Source organism: Streptomyces sp. NPDC028711 (assembly GCF_055565415.1).
Genome location: NZ_JBVHUJ010000001.1, coordinates 323549 through 341574, shown reverse-complemented (window position 1 = coordinate 341574; position 18026 = coordinate 323549). Strand labels below are relative to the sequence as shown.

At 73.4% G+C, this 18026-nt stretch carries 16 protein-coding genes; 7 read left to right on the top strand and 9 right to left on the bottom strand.

All coding sequences use genetic code 11. The features are described 5' to 3' along the window. Nucleotides 1-39 precede the first annotated feature (39 nt). The 4 genes from ACZ4VK_RS01540 to ACZ4VK_RS01525 all read left to right on the top strand — a co-directional run bounded on the left by ACZ4VK_RS01540 (nucleotide 40) and on the right by ACZ4VK_RS01525 (nucleotide 3193). Nucleotides 40-405, top strand: coding sequence for an Rv2175c family DNA-binding protein (locus ACZ4VK_RS01540; RefSeq protein ID WP_030219572.1), 366 nt, complete (start codon nucleotides 40-42; stop codon nucleotides 403-405). Between the two features lie 104 nt (nucleotides 406-509). Continuing rightward, nucleotides 510-1163: a thiamine phosphate synthase gene (gene thiE / locus ACZ4VK_RS01535; protein ID WP_468347315.1), complete on the top strand. Its 654-nt coding sequence runs from the start codon at nucleotides 510-512 to the stop codon at nucleotides 1161-1163. Between the two features lie 173 nt (nucleotides 1164-1336). Further along, nucleotides 1337-2254: a methylenetetrahydrofolate reductase [NAD(P)H] gene (metF, locus tag ACZ4VK_RS01530; protein ID WP_468347313.1), complete on the top strand. Its 918-nt coding sequence runs from the start codon at nucleotides 1337-1339 to the stop codon at nucleotides 2252-2254. 54 nt (nucleotides 2255-2308) lie between these two features. Beyond that, nucleotides 2309-3193, top strand: a complete 885-nt coding sequence (locus ACZ4VK_RS01525) for a hypothetical protein (RefSeq protein ID WP_468347311.1) — start codon at nucleotides 2309-2311, stop codon at nucleotides 3191-3193. Between the two features lie 43 nt (nucleotides 3194-3236). Here the strand turns inward: ACZ4VK_RS01525 and ACZ4VK_RS01520 are convergent, their stop codons facing one another. The 5 genes from ACZ4VK_RS01520 to ACZ4VK_RS01500 form a co-directional block, all read right to left on the bottom strand. Further along, a complete protein-coding gene (locus ACZ4VK_RS01520; RefSeq protein ID WP_468347309.1) occupies nucleotides 3237-4667 on the bottom strand; it encodes a phytoene desaturase family protein in 1431 nt (476 codons plus the stop codon). A gap of 66 nt (nucleotides 4668-4733) precedes the next feature. Then, entirely contained in the window at nucleotides 4734-5381 is a 648-nt protein-coding gene (locus ACZ4VK_RS01515; RefSeq protein WP_468347307.1) for a DUF4126 domain-containing protein, read from the bottom strand. 351 nt (nucleotides 5382-5732) lie between these two features. Continuing rightward, a complete protein-coding gene (locus ACZ4VK_RS01510; RefSeq protein WP_468347305.1) occupies nucleotides 5733-6341 on the bottom strand; it encodes a TetR/AcrR family transcriptional regulator in 609 nt (202 codons plus the stop codon). A gap of 43 nt (nucleotides 6342-6384) precedes the next feature. Beyond that, nucleotides 6385-8472, bottom strand: a complete 2088-nt coding sequence (locus ACZ4VK_RS01505) for a YhgE/Pip family protein (protein ID WP_468347303.1) — start codon at nucleotides 8470-8472, stop codon at nucleotides 6385-6387. Then, nucleotides 8444-9382 carry an ATP-binding cassette domain-containing protein gene (locus ACZ4VK_RS01500; RefSeq protein ID WP_468347301.1) on the bottom strand — a complete coding sequence of 313 codons (939 nt, stop codon included), beginning with the start codon at nucleotides 9380-9382 and terminating at the stop codon, nucleotides 8444-8446. Before ACZ4VK_RS01500 ends, ACZ4VK_RS01505 begins: the two co-directional genes overlap by 29 nt. A gap of 163 nt (nucleotides 9383-9545) precedes the next feature. On the opposite strand from ACZ4VK_RS01500, the gene ACZ4VK_RS01495 reads away from it, so the two are divergent. From ACZ4VK_RS01495 to ACZ4VK_RS01485, 3 genes are all read left to right on the top strand, one after another. Beyond that, a complete protein-coding gene (locus ACZ4VK_RS01495; RefSeq protein WP_468347299.1) occupies nucleotides 9546-10175 on the top strand; it encodes an SAV_6107 family HEPN domain-containing protein in 630 nt (209 codons plus the stop codon). A gap of 67 nt (nucleotides 10176-10242) precedes the next feature. Continuing rightward, nucleotides 10243-11031, top strand: a complete 789-nt coding sequence (locus ACZ4VK_RS01490; protein WP_468347297.1) for a class I SAM-dependent methyltransferase — start codon at nucleotides 10243-10245, stop codon at nucleotides 11029-11031. A gap of 271 nt (nucleotides 11032-11302) precedes the next feature. After that, nucleotides 11303-11710, top strand: a complete 408-nt coding sequence (locus ACZ4VK_RS01485; RefSeq protein WP_468347295.1) for a DUF3040 domain-containing protein — start codon at nucleotides 11303-11305, stop codon at nucleotides 11708-11710. A gap of 496 nt (nucleotides 11711-12206) precedes the next feature. Here the strand turns inward: ACZ4VK_RS01485 and ACZ4VK_RS01480 are convergent, their stop codons facing one another. The 4 genes from ACZ4VK_RS01480 to ACZ4VK_RS01465 form a co-directional block, all read right to left on the bottom strand. Further along, nucleotides 12207-14633, bottom strand: a complete 2427-nt coding sequence (locus ACZ4VK_RS01480; protein ID WP_468347294.1) for a transglutaminase TgpA family protein — start codon at nucleotides 14631-14633, stop codon at nucleotides 12207-12209. Then, nucleotides 14630-15988, bottom strand: a complete 1359-nt coding sequence (locus ACZ4VK_RS01475) for a DUF58 domain-containing protein (protein WP_468347292.1) — start codon at nucleotides 15986-15988, stop codon at nucleotides 14630-14632. Before ACZ4VK_RS01475 ends, ACZ4VK_RS01480 begins: the two co-directional genes overlap by 4 nt. Then, nucleotides 15988-17004 (bottom strand): AAA family ATPase, encoded by a 1017-nt coding sequence (locus ACZ4VK_RS01470; RefSeq protein ID WP_468347290.1) that lies wholly within the window; start codon nucleotides 17002-17004, stop codon nucleotides 15988-15990. The genes ACZ4VK_RS01475 and ACZ4VK_RS01470 overlap by 1 nt, the downstream gene beginning before the upstream one ends. A 144-nt stretch (nucleotides 17005-17148) precedes the next feature. Continuing rightward, on the bottom strand, nucleotides 17149-17721 hold the full coding sequence (locus tag ACZ4VK_RS01465; protein WP_468347288.1) for a beta-class carbonic anhydrase: 573 nt from the start codon (nucleotides 17719-17721) through the stop codon (nucleotides 17149-17151). Between the last annotated feature and the right edge of the window lie 305 nt (nucleotides 17722-18026).

Sequence of the window (18026 nt, the reverse complement as noted above, 5' to 3'; positions counted from 1 at the left end):
CGACTACCGGGTGTCGGTCCGGGATGGCAGGCTTGTCCTGTGACCGAGATTGACGTAAAGATCGATGCGCTCGTCCCCGCCTGGCTCTACGTGCCCGACATCGCGGAGATGCTCGATGTCGAGGTGACGCGCGTGCGGCAGCTGATCAAGGAAGGCCAGCTCATCGCCGTGCGCCGTGGAGAGAACAACGCCCTGCAGATTCCCGCCGCCTTCATCCAGGGCGACAAGATCGTCAAGGGCCTCGTCGGGCTGCTGACCGTGCTGCGGGACGACGGCTTCACCGACGAGGAGATGCTGGAGTGGCTCTTCACTCCGGACGAGAGCCTGCCGGGCACGCCCGCGCAGGCGCTCAACGAGAACCGCGGCACGGAGGTGAAGCGCCGCGCCCAGGCGCTCGCCCTCTGAGGCCCGCACCTACCGAAGACACCATCAGCGGGTGTCGCGGCGGCCGTCCCCCCACGGGGGCGGCCGCCGCGGCGCCGGCGACACCGACCGGGGGGAACCCATCCATGCCCACGCCTCGTGAGCGGCTCGCCGACGCCCGGCTGTACCTGTGCACCGACGCCCGGAAGCGCCAGGGCGACCTGCCCGCCTTCCTCGACGCCGTGCTCTCCTCCGGCGTGGACGTCGTCCAGCTCCGCGACAAGGGCATGGAGGCCGGTGAGGAGCTGGAGCACCTCGCCGTCCTCGCCGACGCGGCCCGCCGCCACGGCACGCTCCTCGCGGTGAACGACCGGGCCGACGTCGCCCACGCCATCGGCTCCGACGTCCTCCACCTGGGGCAGGGCGACCTGCCCGTGCCCGCCGCCCGCGCGATCCTCGGCGAGGACGTCCTGATCGGCCGCTCCTGCCACGCCGAGACGGAGGCGGCCGCTGCCGCCGTCGAGCCGGGCGTGGACTACTTCTGCACCGGGCCCTGCTGGCCCACCCCCACCAAGCCCGGGCGGTACGCGCCGGGTCTCGGCCTCGTCCGGTACGCGGCGGGCCTGGCCCAGGACCGGCCCTGGTTCGCCATCGGCGGCATCGACGAGACCAACCTCGACGAGGTCCTGGACGCGGGCGCGCGCCGGATCGTCGTCGTCCGGGCGATCACGGAGGCCGACGACCCGGCCGCCGCGACTGCCGCCCTCGCCAAGCGGATCCGGGAGCGCGCGGGGGCGTAGGGGTCAGCCAAGGACCACCCGAGGCGCACCCCTGCCCGCACCTTGCGAGCCCCGAGACACACCCTTCCGGGCACCCCGAGGCACGCCCCGAGCCCCGCCCCGGGGTGTCCGAAAAGGTGTCCAGTACTCGGACGCCATGTACGCGGCTCCCGTACCGCGTCTAACCTGCCGGTATGGCCCTTGGTACCGCTTCCGTCCGCTCGGACCGCGCCCGCACGGTGCGCGAGATCCTCGCCTCCGGCGGCACGTCGTACTCCTTCGAGTTCTACGCGCCCCGGACCGAGAAGGGCGAGCAGAACCTCTGGAACGCCATGCGCCGGGTCGAGGCGGTCGGACCGAGCTTCGTCTCCGTGACGTACGGCGCCGGCGGCTCCACCCGCGGCGGCACCGTGAAGGCCACCCAGAAGATCGCCTCCGACACCACCCTCACCCCGGTCGCCCACCTCACCGCCGTCGACCACTCGGTCGCCGAGCTGCGCAACGTCCTCGGCCAGTACGCCGACGCGGGCATCCGCAACATGCTCGCGCTGCGCGGCGACCCGGCGGGCGACCCGCTGGGGGAGTGGATCGAGCACCCCGAGGGCGTGAGGTACGCCGCCGATCTCGTCCGGCTGATCAAGGAGTCGGGCGACTTCTGCGTGGGCGTCGCCGCGTTCCCGGAGATGCACCCCCGGTCCGCCGACTGGGACACGGACATCCGGCACTTCGTGGACAAGTGCCGCGCCGGCGCCGACTACGCGATCACCCAGATGTTCTTCGACCCGGAGAACTACCTGCGGCTCCGCGACAGCGTCGCGAAGGCGGGCTGCGAGACCCCGATCATCCCCGAGGTCATGCCCGTCGTGAACGTCAAGACGCTCGACCGGCTGCCCCAGCTGAGCAACGCGCACTTCCCCGCGGACGTGAAAGAACGCATCCTCGCCGTCAAGGACGATCCCGCCGCTGTACGCTCCATCGGTATCGAGTTCGCGACGGAGTTCTGCGCGCGGCTGCTCTCCGAGGGTGTCCCCGGACTGCACTTCATCACGCTGAACAGCTCCACCGCGACGCTCGAGATCTACGAGAATCTCGGACTGCACCAGCAGTCGTGACCGGTCGTACCCGCCCCGACCCGCGGCGGTGACCGTGGAGAGGGGCGGCGGGGCATGGGGTGGACGGTCCTCTACATCGCGTTCGGCGTGGTCGCACTGTGGCTGCTGGGGGAGGTGCTCCTCCAGTACAAGGCACGACTGCGCTGGCGGGTGCTCGCCTTCTGCGGCTTCCTCGGTGTGGTCCTCGGCGTACTGCTGCCCTCGGTGGCGGTGATCATCGCCGGGGCGGTCGCCTTCGCCGTCGGCCAGACCTATGTGACGCTCTCCTTCCGCCGCGGCTTCTCCACCGGCTGGGCGATCGGCGGCAGCCCGGGCGCGAGCCGGCGCCGCAGGGCCGCCGCTCCGGCGCAGGCCGGGCCGACCCTGGAGGTCACCGAGCTCTCCTACGACGGGCAGGAGGCCGCGTACGCCGGTCAGGAGGGCGCGTACACCGGCCAGGAGCCCGCGTACGCCGGTCAGGTGAGCGCCGGTGAGCAGAACGCGGCGGAGACCACCGCCGTCTACGAGCCCCTGCCGATGCCCGACGAGACCGGCCAGTACGGGGTCTACGACCGCGACCGGGACGCGGGCCACCACCCCGGCAACGGAACGCCCCAGGGCCCCGGCACCGGCTACGGGACGGGTTACGAGCCGCAGTACGACCCCTACGCGCCCGCGTACGACCAGCAGCAGCCGGCGTACGACTACGGCCAGGCCGCCGGGCAGCAGCAGTACGCCGCCTACTCCGACCCGTACATCGGTCCGGGCACGGACGGTCAGCAGTACGGCTCGTACTACGGCGATCCCTCCGCGCCCTCGTACACGTACGACACGCCGCCGGGCGGAGTCTGGGTCCCGCAGCAGCGCGACACCGACCAGCCCCCGCCCCAGCAGCCGCAGGCCCCGGGGCCGTACGGCTACGAGCAGCACCCGGACGACCAGCAGCAGTACCGGTACTGAGTGAGCGTGGGGCCGTCGGCGAGTCGCCGACGGCCCCACGCGCTCACTGCGAGCCGCGGAAGTCCGCGCCCTCCACGATGAACCCCGCCACCAGCGCGCCCGACATGCCCGCGTGGGCGAGCCCGCCGCCCGGGTGGGACCAGCCGCCCGCGAACCAGAGCCCCGGCAGCGGGGAGCGGTTGCCGGCCGGGAGCAGCAGACCGCGGGCCCCGGCGAGCGCTGGCCCGGGCACCTCCGCGACGCCGGTGTCACGCCGGACGTCCTCCGGGGTGCGGACGTGCTGCCACAGCAGCCGCTCCCGCAGCCCCGGGACCGCGTGCCCGGCCGCCTCGGCCATCCGCCCGGCGAACGGCTCCCACTCCCGCTCCCCGGACGTCCGGACGGTCGCCGTCACGGTCACCGACTCGTGGTCCGCGTCCGGACGCAGCGCCGGATCGTCCGGGCGCAGCACGGTCACCGTCGGCCGCTCGCCCTCGCCGTGCACGACGGTGCGATGGACCGCCCCCGACTCGCGGGGCCCGCACAGCGCCAGACAGACCGTCACCCGGCTCGTACCGGTCTCCTGATGGCGCGGCCACTCGCCGTCGTTCCACTCGACGGCCCGGTCCCGGCGGAGCGCGGGCACCGGCGCCCCGGAGACGACGTGATCGGCCTCGACCGTCTCCCCTCCGGCCAGCCGGACGCCCACCGCCCGGCCGTCCTTCTCCAGGACGGACTCCACGGGCGTGTCGAAGACGAACGCGACACGCCGCTGCAGACACCGCTCGTGGACCGCGTCCGCGAGGGCCCGCAGCCCCCCGCCCACGTACCAGCTGCCGAAGGTCTGCTCCATGTACGGCAGGACGGCGGCCGAGGCCGGGGCGGTCGCCGGGTCGAAGCCGTACGTCCACGCGTACGCGTCGAGCAGGGCGGCGAGCCGGGGATCGCGCAGCTCCCGCGCCCCGATCCCCGCGAGCGTCGTCGTCGGGCGCCGCAACAGGCCCGGCTTCAGGGCGGGGTACGGCTCACGGGCCAGCGGCGCGGGGTCAGCCGGCTGCGGCTCCTCAAGGAGCGGGCGGCGCGTCCGGTCCCAGGCCTCGCGGGCCCGGACGAGGAAGTCGCCCCAGCGCTCGCCCGCACCCGCCCCGAGCGCCGCGTCCAGGGCGGCGACCGTGCCGGCCCGTGAGGCGTTCGGCAGGTCCACACGGGTGCCGTCGGCGAAGACATGACGGCTCGCCGGGTCGACCTGCGTCAGCGTGACGCACTCCTCCAGGGGCTCCTTGCCGGTCTTCACGAACAGGTCCCGGTACACGGCCGGCAGATGCAGCAGCCCCGGGCCCGTATCGAAGGCGAAGCCGTCCCGCTCGAAGCGGCCGACCGCGCCCCCGTACGTCGCGCCCCGCTCGTACACCGTCACCCGGTGGCCCGCCACGGCCAGCCGGGCCGCCGCCGCCATGGCGCCGAGTCCCGCGCCGATCACCACAATCCGTGCCATGCCGGCGACTTTATCCGGCCCCTCCGACAGCACGGGAGGCCCGGTCGGGCGTCCGGGGCGCGTCGGTCAGAAGTGCTCCGACCCGTCGTCGGACGGCGGCCGTGCCCGGCTTCTCGCCGTCGCTCCGGCGAGCCGCTTCTCCTCGCGGCGCTCGGACCTCCGGCGCAGGAAGCGGCGGATCCGTTTCGCCAGGAAGACCAGTATCGCCAGGCCGAGGGCGAGCAGGACGGCCGCGATGACCGCCGCCGCCACCGGATGGAAGACGGCGAAGGTGATGATCGCCGCCACCCCGAGGTCCTCCGCCAGGCTCAGCGCGACATTGGAGAACGGCTCGGGCGACGAGTTGACCGCCATCCTCGTCCCCGCCTTGACGAAGTGGCTGAGCAGGGCCGTCGAACCGCCGACCGCGCCCGCCGCGAGCTCGGGCAGGGAGCCGTTCTGCCCGGCGAGCAGGGCGCCGACCACGGCCCCCGAGACCGGCCGGATCACCGTGTGGACGGAGTCCCATATCGAGTCGACGTACGGGATCTTGTCCGCCACCGCCTCGCACAGGAAGAGCACGCCGGCGACGACGAGGACATCGGTGCGCTGCAAGGACTCGGGCACCTCGTCGGTGAGCCCGGTCGCGCCGAAGACGCCGAACAGCAGGACCACCGCGTACGCGTTGATCCCGCTCGCCCAGCCGCTGGTGAACACCAGGGGGAGTACGGACACGCCCGCGATCGTAACCAGGACTGAGTACCCGTACCTAGAGGGCGAGATGAGTAGGTGTGCGGATGGGCCGGAGAGCGCCTGGAGGAGAGAGTGGTGACCACGGAAGGGGCGCGGCCCCGGGAACCGCCGACACGGGGCGGCGGAACCGGGGCCGCGCGCCTGCCGGCACGGGGGCACGGGGGTGTCACGGGGGTACGTGAAGAAGGCCGGTTCGGCGGGGCTCGGGGGATCGAGCCTCGTCGGACCGGCCTTCTCGTCGTGTGCTGGGCATCGCGCCCGCGTGCGTGGGGCTCGGAGCGGCGCGGAAGGAGGCCGTGCGGGCGTTACGGGGCCTCCACGCGCGCGCGTGGGTCAGCGGCCGCCCACCCGGCCGTGCAGCAGCCGGGAGAGCGCCGCGTGCACGTCGTCGAGCGAACGCTCGCTCTGGAAGGCCTGCCAGTCGAGGGCCGCCACGAGCACCATCCCGACCAGCGCCGCCGCCGTCAGCTGGACGTCGATCTCGTCGCTGAGCTCACCGGCCTGGACCCCCTCGCGCAGCACCCCCTCGACCACCGCGACGGCCTCCTGGCGGACGACGAGGAGCGTCGAGTTCCAGGCCCGGTTGGTGCGCCAGAGCTCCGCCACGTACAGCTGGGTGAAGGCGGGGTAGCGGTCGATGAAGACGAGCCCGGCGCGGATCATCCCGTCGAGCGCGTCGACCCTGCTCCCGCCGCGCTCGGCGGTCTCCTCGGCCGCCGTCCGCAGCGAGGCCGTGAGCAGCGACACGCCGTGGCGCAGCAGCTCCTCGAAGAGCTCGGTCTTGCTCTTGAAGTTGTAGTAGACCGTGCCCTTGGCCACGCCGGCCCGCTCGGCGATCTCGTCGACCGTCGTCGCGGAGAAGCCCTGCTCCGCGATGAGGGTGACGGCCGCCTCGTAGAGCTTCGCGCGCGTGGCCTGGCGTCGGGTGCTGCTGCTGTCCATGGGGTCGATTCTCACAGGTGTCGCGGAGGCAACCGGCCCCGTCTCACAGGGTCAGTTCGGGGTGGAGCCGGTCGAGCGTCCAGACCTGCCGCTTGCGGGCCGAGACGGCGGTCAGTGCCAGGGCGCCCACGGTGAACGCGGTCAGGACCGCGCAGGCCTGCCAGACGGGCCCGATCCCGCCGCCCGTGATCAGCCGGCGCAGCGCCTCGACCACGTAGGTCATCGGCAGGAAGGGGTGGACGGCGTTGAAGAAGCCCGGACTGGTCTGGACGGGGTACGTGCCGCCCGCCGAGGTCAGCTGGAGCATCAGGACCGCGAGGACCAGGATCCGGCCGGCCGCGCCGAAGCGGGCGTTGAGCCACTGGATGATCGCCGCGAAGCAGCAGGTCACCAGGGCGAGGAAGCCGACGGTGCCGGCCGCCCTCGCCATCTGGAGGCCGAGACCCCAGTGCAGGACCGACATGAGGGCCGCGACCTGGAGGATGCCGATCGCCGCGACCGGGAACCAGCCCGCGAGCGCGATCCGCCAGGCGGAGGCGCCGGCGGCGAGGGCGCGCCGGTTCATCGGCTGGATGATCATGTACGCGACCATCGCGCCGACCCAGAGGGAGAGCGGGATGAAGTACGGGGCGAAACCGGTGCCGTAGTTCGGCGCCTTGTGCAGGGCCTTGGAGGCCAGCTGGACGGGGTCCGCCATGACCTCCGTGCGCCGGTCGCGGTCCTGCTTGTCGTAGTCCGGGATCTGCTCGACGCCGTCGTGCAGCCCGCCGGCCAGCTCGCCGGAGCCGTCGGCCAGCTTGAACAGACCGCCGTCGAGGTCGCCCGCGCCCTTCTTGAGCTTGCCTACCCCGGTGTCGAGGCTGACGGAACCGGTCTTCGCCTCCGTGATGCCCGTGTGCAGCTTGTCGGCGCCCGCCGCGACCTTCTTCGCGCCCGCGTTGAGCTCGTTGATCTTCCGGATGGCGTCCTCGACGTCCTCGTCGAGGTGCGGGGCGCGGGCGGCCAGCTCGTCGGCCTCCTTCGTGAGCTTGGCGAGCCGCGCGTCCAGGACCTTCAGGTCGCCGGTGCTGCCCTTGGTCAGCTCGTGCACGTCGTCCGCGATCGTCGCCACGTCGCCGGCGGAGACCGAGGCCTTCTTGAGCCTCTCGCAGATCCGCGCGTCGGTCTCCGGCTTCAGCTCGCACTCCTCCCGGTGGATCGCGGCCAGCTCGTCGTCGGCCGTGTGGGCGGCGGTACGGAGCAGGGGGGCGCGCCTGACCAGGTCGGCGAGGTTGTTGCGGGCGGCGGTGGCGGAGTCGGAGACGAGACGGGCGGTGTCGCGGATCGACGTGCCGTTGTTCGCCAGGTAGGGGCGGACCTTGTCGGCCGTGCCGTTCACCTTGTCGGCGAGCGACTGGGTGCCGTTCGCGACCTCGCGGGAGCCGTTCTCCAGGTCCTTGGCGCCCTTGTCGAGCTTCTTCAGGCCCGCGGCCAGGTCGCCGCTGCCCGTCTTGGCGGTCGTGAGACCGTCCGCCAGGTCCTTGGAGCCCTTCTTCGCCCTGTCCACGCCCTGCTTGAGGTCGTCGGCGCCCTTGGCGGCCTTCGCCGTGGCGTCGTGGATGTCGGAGAAGGAGATGAAGATCTTGTCGAGGAACGACCGCGAGGACGTGGTGGAGGCCGCCGTGCGCACCTCGGAGAAGACCGTCCGGGAGATCTGGCCCACGATGTAGTTGTTGGCGTCGTTCGTCCGCACCCGCAGGGCGCCGGTCTCGGGGGAGTCCCCGGAGCTGGAGGCGATCCGCGAGCTGAAGTCGCCGGGCATGGTCAGGGACAGGTAGTACGTGCCGTCCTCCACGCCCTCGCGTGCCTCGGCGTCGCTCACCCGGTGCCAGGCGAAGGTGTTGCTCTCCAGGAGCCCCTCGGTGATGTCGTCGCCGGCGTTGATCCGCTTGCCGTCGGCGGTGGCACCCCGGTCCTCGTTGACGAGGGCCACGGGGATCTTGTCGAGCCTGCTGTACGGGTCCCAGAACGAGTACAGGTACAGGGCGCCGTACAGCAGCGGCAGCAGCAGGATCGCGACGAGCGCGGCGCGCGGCAGCTTCCCCCTGCCGAAGCGCTTCAGCTCAAGCGCGGCCAGTTTCGGCGAGCGCATCGGCCGCCCCCTCCTCGGTGGTGTGGTCGGCGGTGGTCTCGGTGGTCTCGACGCTGCCGCCGTTCTCGGCGTTCTTGACCGGCTCGGTGTTCTCGTCCGGCTCGGCGTCCGGCTCGGTGGCGTCCGGTTCGGTCTCCGCGGCCTTGGCGGCGGCGGGCTCCGGTTCGGTCTCCCCGGTGGGTGTCTCCGGCTTCGCCGCGTCCGTGAGCGTGGTGATCCGCAGGGCGTCCTCGGGGGCCTCGCTGCAGACGGCGAGGACGGTCGTCCCGGAAGCGGCCACCGCCCGCAGCAGCGCCCAGGCCTCGGCCCGGTCGGCGTCCGAGAGCTTCAGGTCCGTGTCGTCGACGGCGAGCAGCCGGGGGCGGCCGATCAGGGCCAGGGCGATCGTGAGCCGCAGCGCTTCGAGCCGCTCCAGGTCCCGTACGGAGGTCCGCTCGCCCTTCGGCAGGGCGGAGAGGTCGAGACCCGCGGCCGCCAGGGCCTCCTCGATCCGGGCCCGGGTCGCCGCCGCCCGTTCGGCCGGGCGCCGCAGGAGGGCCCGGACGGAGCCGTCGTAACGGCGCTGGAGCAGGGCCCGCTCGCCCAGGTGCTCGGCGACCGTGAAGGCGGGGTCCAGCTCGCTGACGCCGGGCACCTGCCCGAGAGCGCTGATCCGGCGGACCGCGGCCATCTTCCGCGGCAGGGGCAGGCCGCCCACCTCGGCGGTGCCCTCCTTGGCCTTCATCCGGCCGGTGAGCGCGAGCAGCAGACAGGTCCTGCCCGAGCCCGACGGCCCCTCGATCGCCACCAGCGAACCGGGCTCGGCCCGGAAGGAGACCTCCCGGAAGGCCCAGCCGCGCGGTCCCTTCAGTCCGAACCCGTCCGCGACGACGGCGGCGCCGTGCGGCCGCGCATCGGCTTGCGCCTCCATGGACCCACCCCCTGAACCCGTTTTTGCACTGACTGGTCAGTGCAAAAACTACCCGTGTCCAGGATTTCAGGCAAAGGGCCAGGTCAGGGGCGTTGTCAGTGGGGGCGGGCACGATGGACACATACGGCCACAGCGCCGTCACGCGACGACAGGAGGACTCGTCATGGCAAGCCCTTCCGCAGCAGCCGCGCCCCGCCGCCACGCCGGAGGCCGCACGGCCCCCGAGCGGTCCGGACCCGTCCCCGCCCAGTCGGGGCCCGGGCCCCTCGCCCAGCCCGGACCCGCCTCCGCGCCGTCGGGGCCCGCCTCCGCCTCCGCCTCCGTCTTGTCCGGACTCGCCTCCGACATCCACCCCGTCCCGCGCCGTGCCGCCGTCCCGGCCGCCGCCCTCGACCTCCTCGCCAAGGCCCGCACCGGCCTGGCCGAGGCCGCGGCCCTCGACCGCCCCCACGAGCGGTACGCCGTGGCCCACCTCGCCGCCCTCCGGGCCGCCGCCGCCGTGCTCGCTGCCCGTGCCAGGCCCGAGACCGGGCCCCGCCGCCGGCAGCGGATACGGAGCGCGTGGGAACTCCTCGCCGAGCTGGCGCCCGAGCTCACCGAATGGAGCGCCCTCTTCGCCTCGGGCGCCGAGCGCCGGGCCCGCGCCGAAGCGGGCATCACGAGCGCGGCGACCCGGCGCGAGGCCGACGACCTGATCCGGGACGCCTCCGCCTTCCTGCGTCTGGTCGAGCGACTGCTCGCCCTCCAGCCGGTCCCGCCCCGCAGACCGGGAACGGGCGAGGCCAGAGGGTGATCCGAAAGGCGGGACCTAGGCCATAGGGTGGGGAGCGTTCGTACCCGTCACCGAGGAGTCAACAGCCGTGCCGGACCCTTCCCCCGCCTTCGGTCGAGAGGCGTCGTCGCGCCCGTCGCGCGCCTCCCTGCGTACCGCCGTCGTCTGGGACGTCCTCAAAGAGGCCCTCGACCGCCGGGTCGAGGCCACCGGGAAGGACAGCCTCGACGTCCTCGACACGGGCGGCGGCTCGGGCAACTTCGCGGTGCCGGCCGCCCGCCTCGGCCATCGCGTCACCGTCGTGGACCCCAGCCCCAACGCGCTCTTCGCGCTGGAGCGCAGGGCCGCCGAGGCCGGCGTCGCCGACCTGGTGACCGGCGTCCAGGGCGACATCAGCGGCCTCTTCGACGTGGTCGGCCGCGAGGGCTATGACGCCGTGCTCTGCCACGGTGTCCTGGAGTACGTCGACGACCCCGCCGAGGGCGTACGGAACGCGGTCGCCGCGCTCCGGCCCGCCGGCAGCCTCAGCCTGCTCGCCGCCGGACTCGGCGGCGCCGTCCTCGCCCGCGCCCTCGCCGGGCACTTCACCGAGGCCCGGCACGCGCTCACCGACCCGGCGGGCCGCTGGGGCACGGGCGACCCCGTACCCCGGCGTTTCACCGCCGAACAGCTCACCGAGCTCGCGGAGGGCGCCGGACTCTCGGTCGGCGCCGTGCACGGCGTCCGGGTCTTCGCCGACCTCGTTCCCGGTGTCCTCGTCGACACCGAGCCCGGTGCGGCGGAGGCCCTGCTCAAGCTGGAAGCGGCCGCCGCGGAGCTGCCCTCCTTCCACGCGATCGCCACGCAGTTGCACGTGCTGGGCGAGAAGCGGGCCTGAGCGGGACGGCACCCGTTCGGCGGTGCGGGTGGCGGCACTCCATGGAGTACGCCACAGCCGGCCCCGTAATGGGCTCCGCCCCGTATGATCGGGGGACAGCATCCGGCATGACGGACGAGGGGCTGGGGAATCAACGCCTCAGCAACCGATCCGCATGGCGGCCCGGATTGGCTATTCGGCATTGAGGGCGGGTTTCACGGGGGCGATTCCCTGCCTATCCTGAAAGGGCCGCAAACCGGTCGCCCCCGCGACCGACGACTAGGAGGACTCCGTGCCGCTCTCGGAGCACGAGCAGCGAATGCTCGAGCAGATGGAGCGAGCGCTGTACGCCGAAGATCCCAAGTTCGCGACAGCGCTCGAGGGAAGCGGACTGCGTACGTACACCCGGCGACGGGTCTACCAGGCAGTCGCCGGCTTCCTGGTGGGTATCGCGCTCCTCATGGCCGGAATGGTCGCCCAGCAGATCTGGATCAGCGTGGTGGGGTTCCTCGTCATGCTGGGCTGCGCGGTCCTGGCGGTCACCGGATGGCGCAAGGCGCCGAAGCCGGGTGAGCAGCAGGCCACTGGGAGTGGGACGACGGCCGGTGGCCGTCAGACCCGGCAGCGACGCTCCATGATGAACCGGATCGAAGAGCGGTGGCAGCGCCGCCGCGACGAGCAGCAGGGCGGCGGCCACTGACGGCGGCCGAGCGGTAGCCCCGCGCCCCCAAGTGACCGAGCCCCGCAGAAACCTGCGGGGCTCGCTCGTGCGCGCGGCGCTCCGCTGCGACCTCAGCGGCTGAGGCGGCGCCCACCCGCGTTGTGGGCAATCGTTCCGCTGGGGCGGAACGGGTGGGCACAACGGACGGCGCCCCTTGCCGGGCCTAGGCGTCCGCGCCCGAACCCGCACCCGTTGTGCGGTGCACAGTCGGTGCGGGTCAAGGCACAGCGGGCGGAGGCGCCGCCAAGGGGCGCCGTCCCGTGTGCCCACCCGTCCCGCCCTGCGGGACGATTGCCCACACGGCGTGGGCGAGGCGCCGCCCCGGCGGACGAGCGCACACGGTGGTGGGCGAGGCGCCGCCCCGGGCGGGTGGGCACCGCCCCGGCGGGGCGAGTGCACACGGGGGTGGGCGTCGCCCCGCCCCGGGCGCCGTCGCCGGGCGGTGGACCGGCAGCGCGGGGCGGGGCGTCCGGTTTCAGTTGGTGTTCGGGGTCGTGCGGCGGAGGCGGGTCGTCGCTCGGGTCAGGAGCGTGTGGCGACGGAGTGACCAGTTCGTCGACGTCTCCGACCACCGCGCCGACGCCGCCCAGCGGAGGCGCGCCGCCGAGCGGGGGGCCAGGGTCGCCCTGAGCCGGGTGCCGCGGTCGGCCGAGGCGTGGAACCCCGCCTTGACCCGGGCCGCCTCGTCCGCGAGGCCCGTGACCGGCCGCGGGTGAGGCGCGTACAGCACCTCCTCCACCGCCCGCGCCACCCGGTGCACCGCGTCCGCCGCCTCGTCCCGCAGCTCGCCGAGGCGGACGATCCGCGCCGCCGACTTCCTCGGTGACAGCGACTCGTCGGGCTCGACCCCGTAGTCCCAGGCGGTGTCGTTGATCTCCCGCCAGACCGTGAGCGTCCGCGCCGCCGTCTCCTGGGCGCCACGGGCCCCGTCCGAGCCGAGCCGCCGGGCCCGTACCCGGGTCCGCCAGAGGAGCGGCAGGAAGGGCAGGGCGAGTACGACCAGGGCCCCCAGGGTCAGGAGGACCACCGTCAGGGGGTTCGGACCCGAGCCGCCTGACTCCGCGCCGGCCACCGCCGCGTCCGGACCGCAGTCACCGAGCCGCCGCATCTGCGGGGTGCAGCTCTCCGAGGCGCTCGGCGCGGCGGAGGGCTGCGCCGAGGCGCTCTGCTGGGGCTGCGCGGGACCGGTGGCCGTACCGGACGGCGTGTTGTCCCGGGTGTACACGGGGGTGGAGCCCCGCGAGGGGGTCGGCTCGAACCGCGTCCACCCCGCGCCCTCGAAGTACAGCTCAGGCCAGGCGTGGGCGTCCCGGATGCCGACCGAGACCGATCCGTCGGTCTGCGTCGTGCCCGGCATGAAGCCGACGGCGACGCGGGCCGGGATGCCGAGCGAGCGGGCCATCGCCGCCATGGAGAAGGAGAAGTGGACGCAGAAGCCCTGCTTGTCCTTGAGGAACCGGGAGATGGCCTGGACCCCGGTGCCGGACTCGACCTCGACGTCGTAGCGGAAGCCGCCGTCCCGGGCGAACCAGTCCTGGAGCTTCACCGCCTGCTCGTAGTCGCTGCGCGCGCCCTGGGTGATCCGCAGCGCGGTCGCCCTGACGTCGTCCGGGAGCGAGGTGGGGACCTTGGTGTACTCGCGGCGCAGCTTCTCCGGGGCGGGCCCGGACGCGGCCAGCTGCTCCGAGGTGGGCCGTACGTCCAGGCTGCTGACCTGGTAGCGGGCGCCCCGGGTGGTCTGCTTGTCGTCGCCGACGAGCATCCGGCCGGCGGGCTCGTACCGCCAGCGGCCTTCGATGTCGACGCGCCCGGCCGGGTACGGCATGGGCAGCCACTTCTGCTCGTAGCCGTCGGAGGCGACGAAGTTGCTGGTCACCTCGTCGATCTCGACGTCCTGCGAGAGCCCCTGCGGCCAGGGCAGCTGCCGGGGCACGTCCTCGATGGGGCGGACCGAGGACTTCCAGGAGGTGCCGTCGAACTGGTCGAGCGCGACGAGCCGCAGATACAGGCCGGAGGTGTCGCGGGCGTTGGTCCGGTAGCGCAGGACCTCCCGGTCCTCCTGCTGGCGCAGATTGTCCTGGAGGGAGACCAGCGGGTTCACGGCCGAGATGGTGCCGCCCTTGCCGGCGCCCCCGGTGCCCTCGCCGGCGCCGCCGCCGAGCAGCCCGCCGGTGAAGCCGGGCAGCGCGAGCGGAACCACCAGGGCGACGCCCATGGCCACGGCGCCGATCCTGCGGCCCGTGCGGGCCGGGGCGAAGGTGGGGCCGCCGCTTCCGACGGTCGTGCCGGGCCGGCCGGAGCGCTGGGCGCCGCCGAAGACCCGTCCCCACTGGGAGAGCCGGTCGCGGCCCTCCGCGAGGAGCAGCAGCAGATAGCCGGAGGCCGCGAGGAGGAACCAGAGCCAGCCCGCGCCGCCGCCGGAGAGCCCGGCGGCCACGGAGTACAGGGCGAGCAGCGGAAGACCGGCCGGGGCCGCCTTGCGGAAGCCGACCGCGAGGGTGTCCACGATCAGGCCGATCGCGACGACGCCGCCGACCAGCATGAGCCGGATGCCCTCGGTGTCCGGCGCGGGGATCGCGTACCGGCCGACGTCCTCGGCGCCCGCCCGGAACAGGTCGGCGGCGTGCGCGAAGGCCTGCGGGCCGGGGAGGAACCAGAGGATCGCCTGCTCGCGGGCGAAGATCACGGTCAGCGCGAGCAGCGCGACGGCGAACTGCGCGAGCAGGGTCAGCGGCCGGGCGAGGGGTGCCCGCCGGGCCAGCGCGCCCACTCCGCTGACCAGGGCGAGGACGAACGCCGCCGTGAAGATCCAGGTCGCCGGCTTCACGAGGGGGAGCAGTGCTCCGGCCCCCATCAGGGTGGCGCCCCAGGCGGCCAGGGTCAGCCGTGCGCGCCCGCTCATGACCATCCTCCGTAGGTGTCGGCGGCGGCGGACTCCGCGCGCACTCCGGCCGCCTCCTGCCACAGGTCGGCGAGGCGCGCCCCGGGCGGTACGGCAAGCGCCGTCCAGCCCGCCTCGCGCAGCTGCCGCACCCGCTCGTCGACGGCGCCGGCGACCGAGCCGCCGGTCAGCCAGGAGCCGGAGTCCAGGACGAAGGCGACGGCCGCGCCCGCGCGGCCGCGCATCCGGGCGGCGAGCGCCGCCTGTTCCTCGTCGAGGTCGCCGACGAAGGCGATGAGCAGTCCCTCGTCACCGCCGCCGCGCAGCGCGTCGGAGGCGCGGGAGAGTCCGCCGCCCTCGGAGTGGTCGACGACGGCGAGGGTGTCCATCATCAGTCCGGCCGACTCGGCCGAGTCCTGTGCCGAGCCGGCGAAGCCCTCGGCGCCCTCGCCGGGCACCGTGCTCCCGGTGTCGGTGACGAGCCGGACGGCGTAGCCGCGCTCCAGCATGTGCACCAGGGAGGAGGCGGCGCCCGAGACCGCCCACTCGAAGGCGGAGTCCGGGCCCGAGCCCTGGTAGGCGACCCGGCGGGTGTCGAGGAGGACGGTGCAGCGGGCCCGCTGCGGCTGCTCCTCGCGGCGGACCATCAGCTCGCCGTAGCGGGCGGTGGAGCGCCAGTGCACCCGGCGCAGGTCGTCGCCGTGGCGGTAGGCGCGCGGGATGATGTCGTCGTCGCCGGCGAGCGCAAGGGAGCGCTGCCGTCCGTCGCCGTACCCGGAGGCTTCGCCGACGAGCTTGACCGGCGGCAGGGCCTCGGTCCTCGGGACGACGGTGAGGGTGTCGTACGCGCTGAAGGAGCGGGTCAGCTCGCACATCCCGAAGGGGTCGTTGAGCCGCAGCTGGAGCGGGCCGAGCGGGAAGTGGCCGCGCAGGTCGGAGCGGACCCGGTAGGACACCTCGCGCCGCCCGCCCGCCTCGACCCGGTCGAGGACGAAGCGGGGGCGGGGCCCCAGCATGTACGGCACGTGGTCCTGGAGCATGAGCAGCCCGGTCGGCAGCTTGGACACGTTCTCCATCCGCAGCTGGACCCGGGCCTCGGTGCCGGCGGCCACCCGCTGGGGGGTGAGCCGGCGGGAGGCCGCGACCCGGTAGCGGGTCCGGTGCAGCACGAGGACGCAGATCAGCGGCAGCGTGGCGAGCAGGAGCCCGACGCGCAGCAGGTCGGCCTGGCCGAGGACGTACGCGCAGACGGCGGCGGCCACCCCGGCGGCGAGGAAGGAGCGGCCACGGGTGGTGAGACCGCCGAAGGCGGCCCGCAGACCGCCCCGGTCGTCCTCGTCGTCCCGCTGTCCGTCCGGCACGGCAGCGCCTCCCATCACAGCCGCCGGGCGCCGGGCTGCTGGCCGTAGATCGGTCCTGCGGGCGGGGCCGCGGCCGGGACGGGGGTGCGCTGCAGGATGTCCTGGACGACCTGCTCGGCGGTGCGGCGGTTCAGCTGTGCCTGCGCCGTCGGCAGCAGCCGGTGGGCGAGGACGGGCGCGGCGAGGGCCTGGAGGTCGTCGGGCAGCACGTACTCGCGGCCGCTGAGCGCGGCGGAGGCCTTGGCGGCCCGCAGCAGGTGGAGCGTGGCCCGCGGGGAGGCGCCGAGCCGCAGGTCGGCGTGGGTGCGGGTGGCGGAGACGATGTCGACCGCGTACCGGCGTACGGCGTCGGCGACGTGGACCGCGCGCACCGCCTCGATCAGCTTCAGGATGTCGTGGGCGTGCGCGACCGGCTGGAGGTCGTCGAGCGGGGAGACCGAGCCGTGCACGTCGAGCATCTGGAGCTCGGCCTCGGGGCTCGGGTAGCCGATGGAGACCCGGGCCATGAAGCGGTCGCGCTGGGCCTCGGGCAGCGGGTAGGTGCCCTCCATCTCGACCGGGTTCTGCGTGGCGACGACCATGAACGGGCTGGGCAGCTCGTAGGTCTGACCGTCGACGGTGACCTGGCGCTCCTCCATGGACTCGAGGAGCGCGGACTGGGTCTTCGGCGAGGCGCGGTTGATCTCGTCGCCGATCACGATCTGCGCGAAGATCGCGCCGGGCTTGAACTCGAAGTCACGCCGCTGCTGGTCGAAGATCGACACGCCGGTGACGTCCGAGGGCAGCAGGTCGGGCGTGAACTGGATACGGCGCACCGAGCAGTCGATGGACCGGGCCAGCGTCTTGGCCAGCATGGTCTTGCCGACGCCGGGGACATCCTCGATGAGGAGGTGTCCCTCGGCGAGCAGCACGGTCAGCGAAAGCCGTACGACCTCGGGCTTGCCCTCGATCACACTCTCCACCGACCTGCGGACACGCTCCACAGTGGTGGTCAGATCAGCGAGGCTCGCTCGATCGTCATAGGTCGTCACCCGGCCCTCCTCGGCCTTCCGGAACAGGGACACCTGCCCCCGGTGAATTCTTCGGGGGGTGTCACCCGAGCATTCTTGTTCGCGTGGCCGGGTCGTGTCACTCGCCGGTGGACAAGTGCGAGGGAAATGCCGGGGTTTGGGTGTTTACGCCTGGTCGGCGGGACCGGCCGCCGGCCCGTCCGACGGGTCGATCTCGCGCAGCAGACCCGTCGTCACGTCGAACACGAAGCCGCGGACGTCGTCGGTGTGCAGCAGGAAGGGGGAGGTCCGCACCCGCTGCATCGACTGCCGGACGTCCTGGTCCACGTCGCGGAAGGCCTCGACCGCCCAGGCCGGCCGCTGGCCGACCTCGTCCTCCAGCTCGTGCCGGAAGTCCTCGGTCAGCGACTCCAGACCGCACCCCGTGTGGTGCACCAGCATCACGCTGCGGGTGCCGAGGGCGCGCTGGCTGATGGTGAGCGACCGGATCACGTCGTCGGTGACGACACCGCCCGCGTTGCGGATGGTGTGGCAGTCGCCGAGTTCGAGGCCGAGGGCCGCGTGGAGGTCGAGACGGGCGTCCATGCAGGCGACGACGGCGACGCGCAGCACGGGACGCGCGTCCATTCCCGGGTCGGTGAAATCGGCGGCGTAGCGTGCGTTCGCCTCGACGAGACGGTCGGTGACCGTGCTGCTGGCGTGCATGACGTCGGCGGAGGGGTGCGCGGAGGTCGACATGAATCCGACGTTAATGGTCACAGGCCGCTCAGGCCCGCTGTGAGAGGGGACAAAGAACGCCATAGAGTCTTGTTGTGAGCTAACCCACAGGACCCGGCGGCGAGGCCCCGAAGGGATGCGCCGTCCGGAATGTCCGGCCCGCGCCCCGGCGCCGTGCGACGCGCCAGCCGGTTGATTGACCGGCGGGTCCCGTGGACTAAAGTGACGCGAAGTTCACGGAGACAACGAGCGATTTTCCGCGGTTTCTCCCCCGTGTGTGCGGCGGTACCTACGGCTCGGCCTCCTCCCGCTCGCCCGTACCTCCG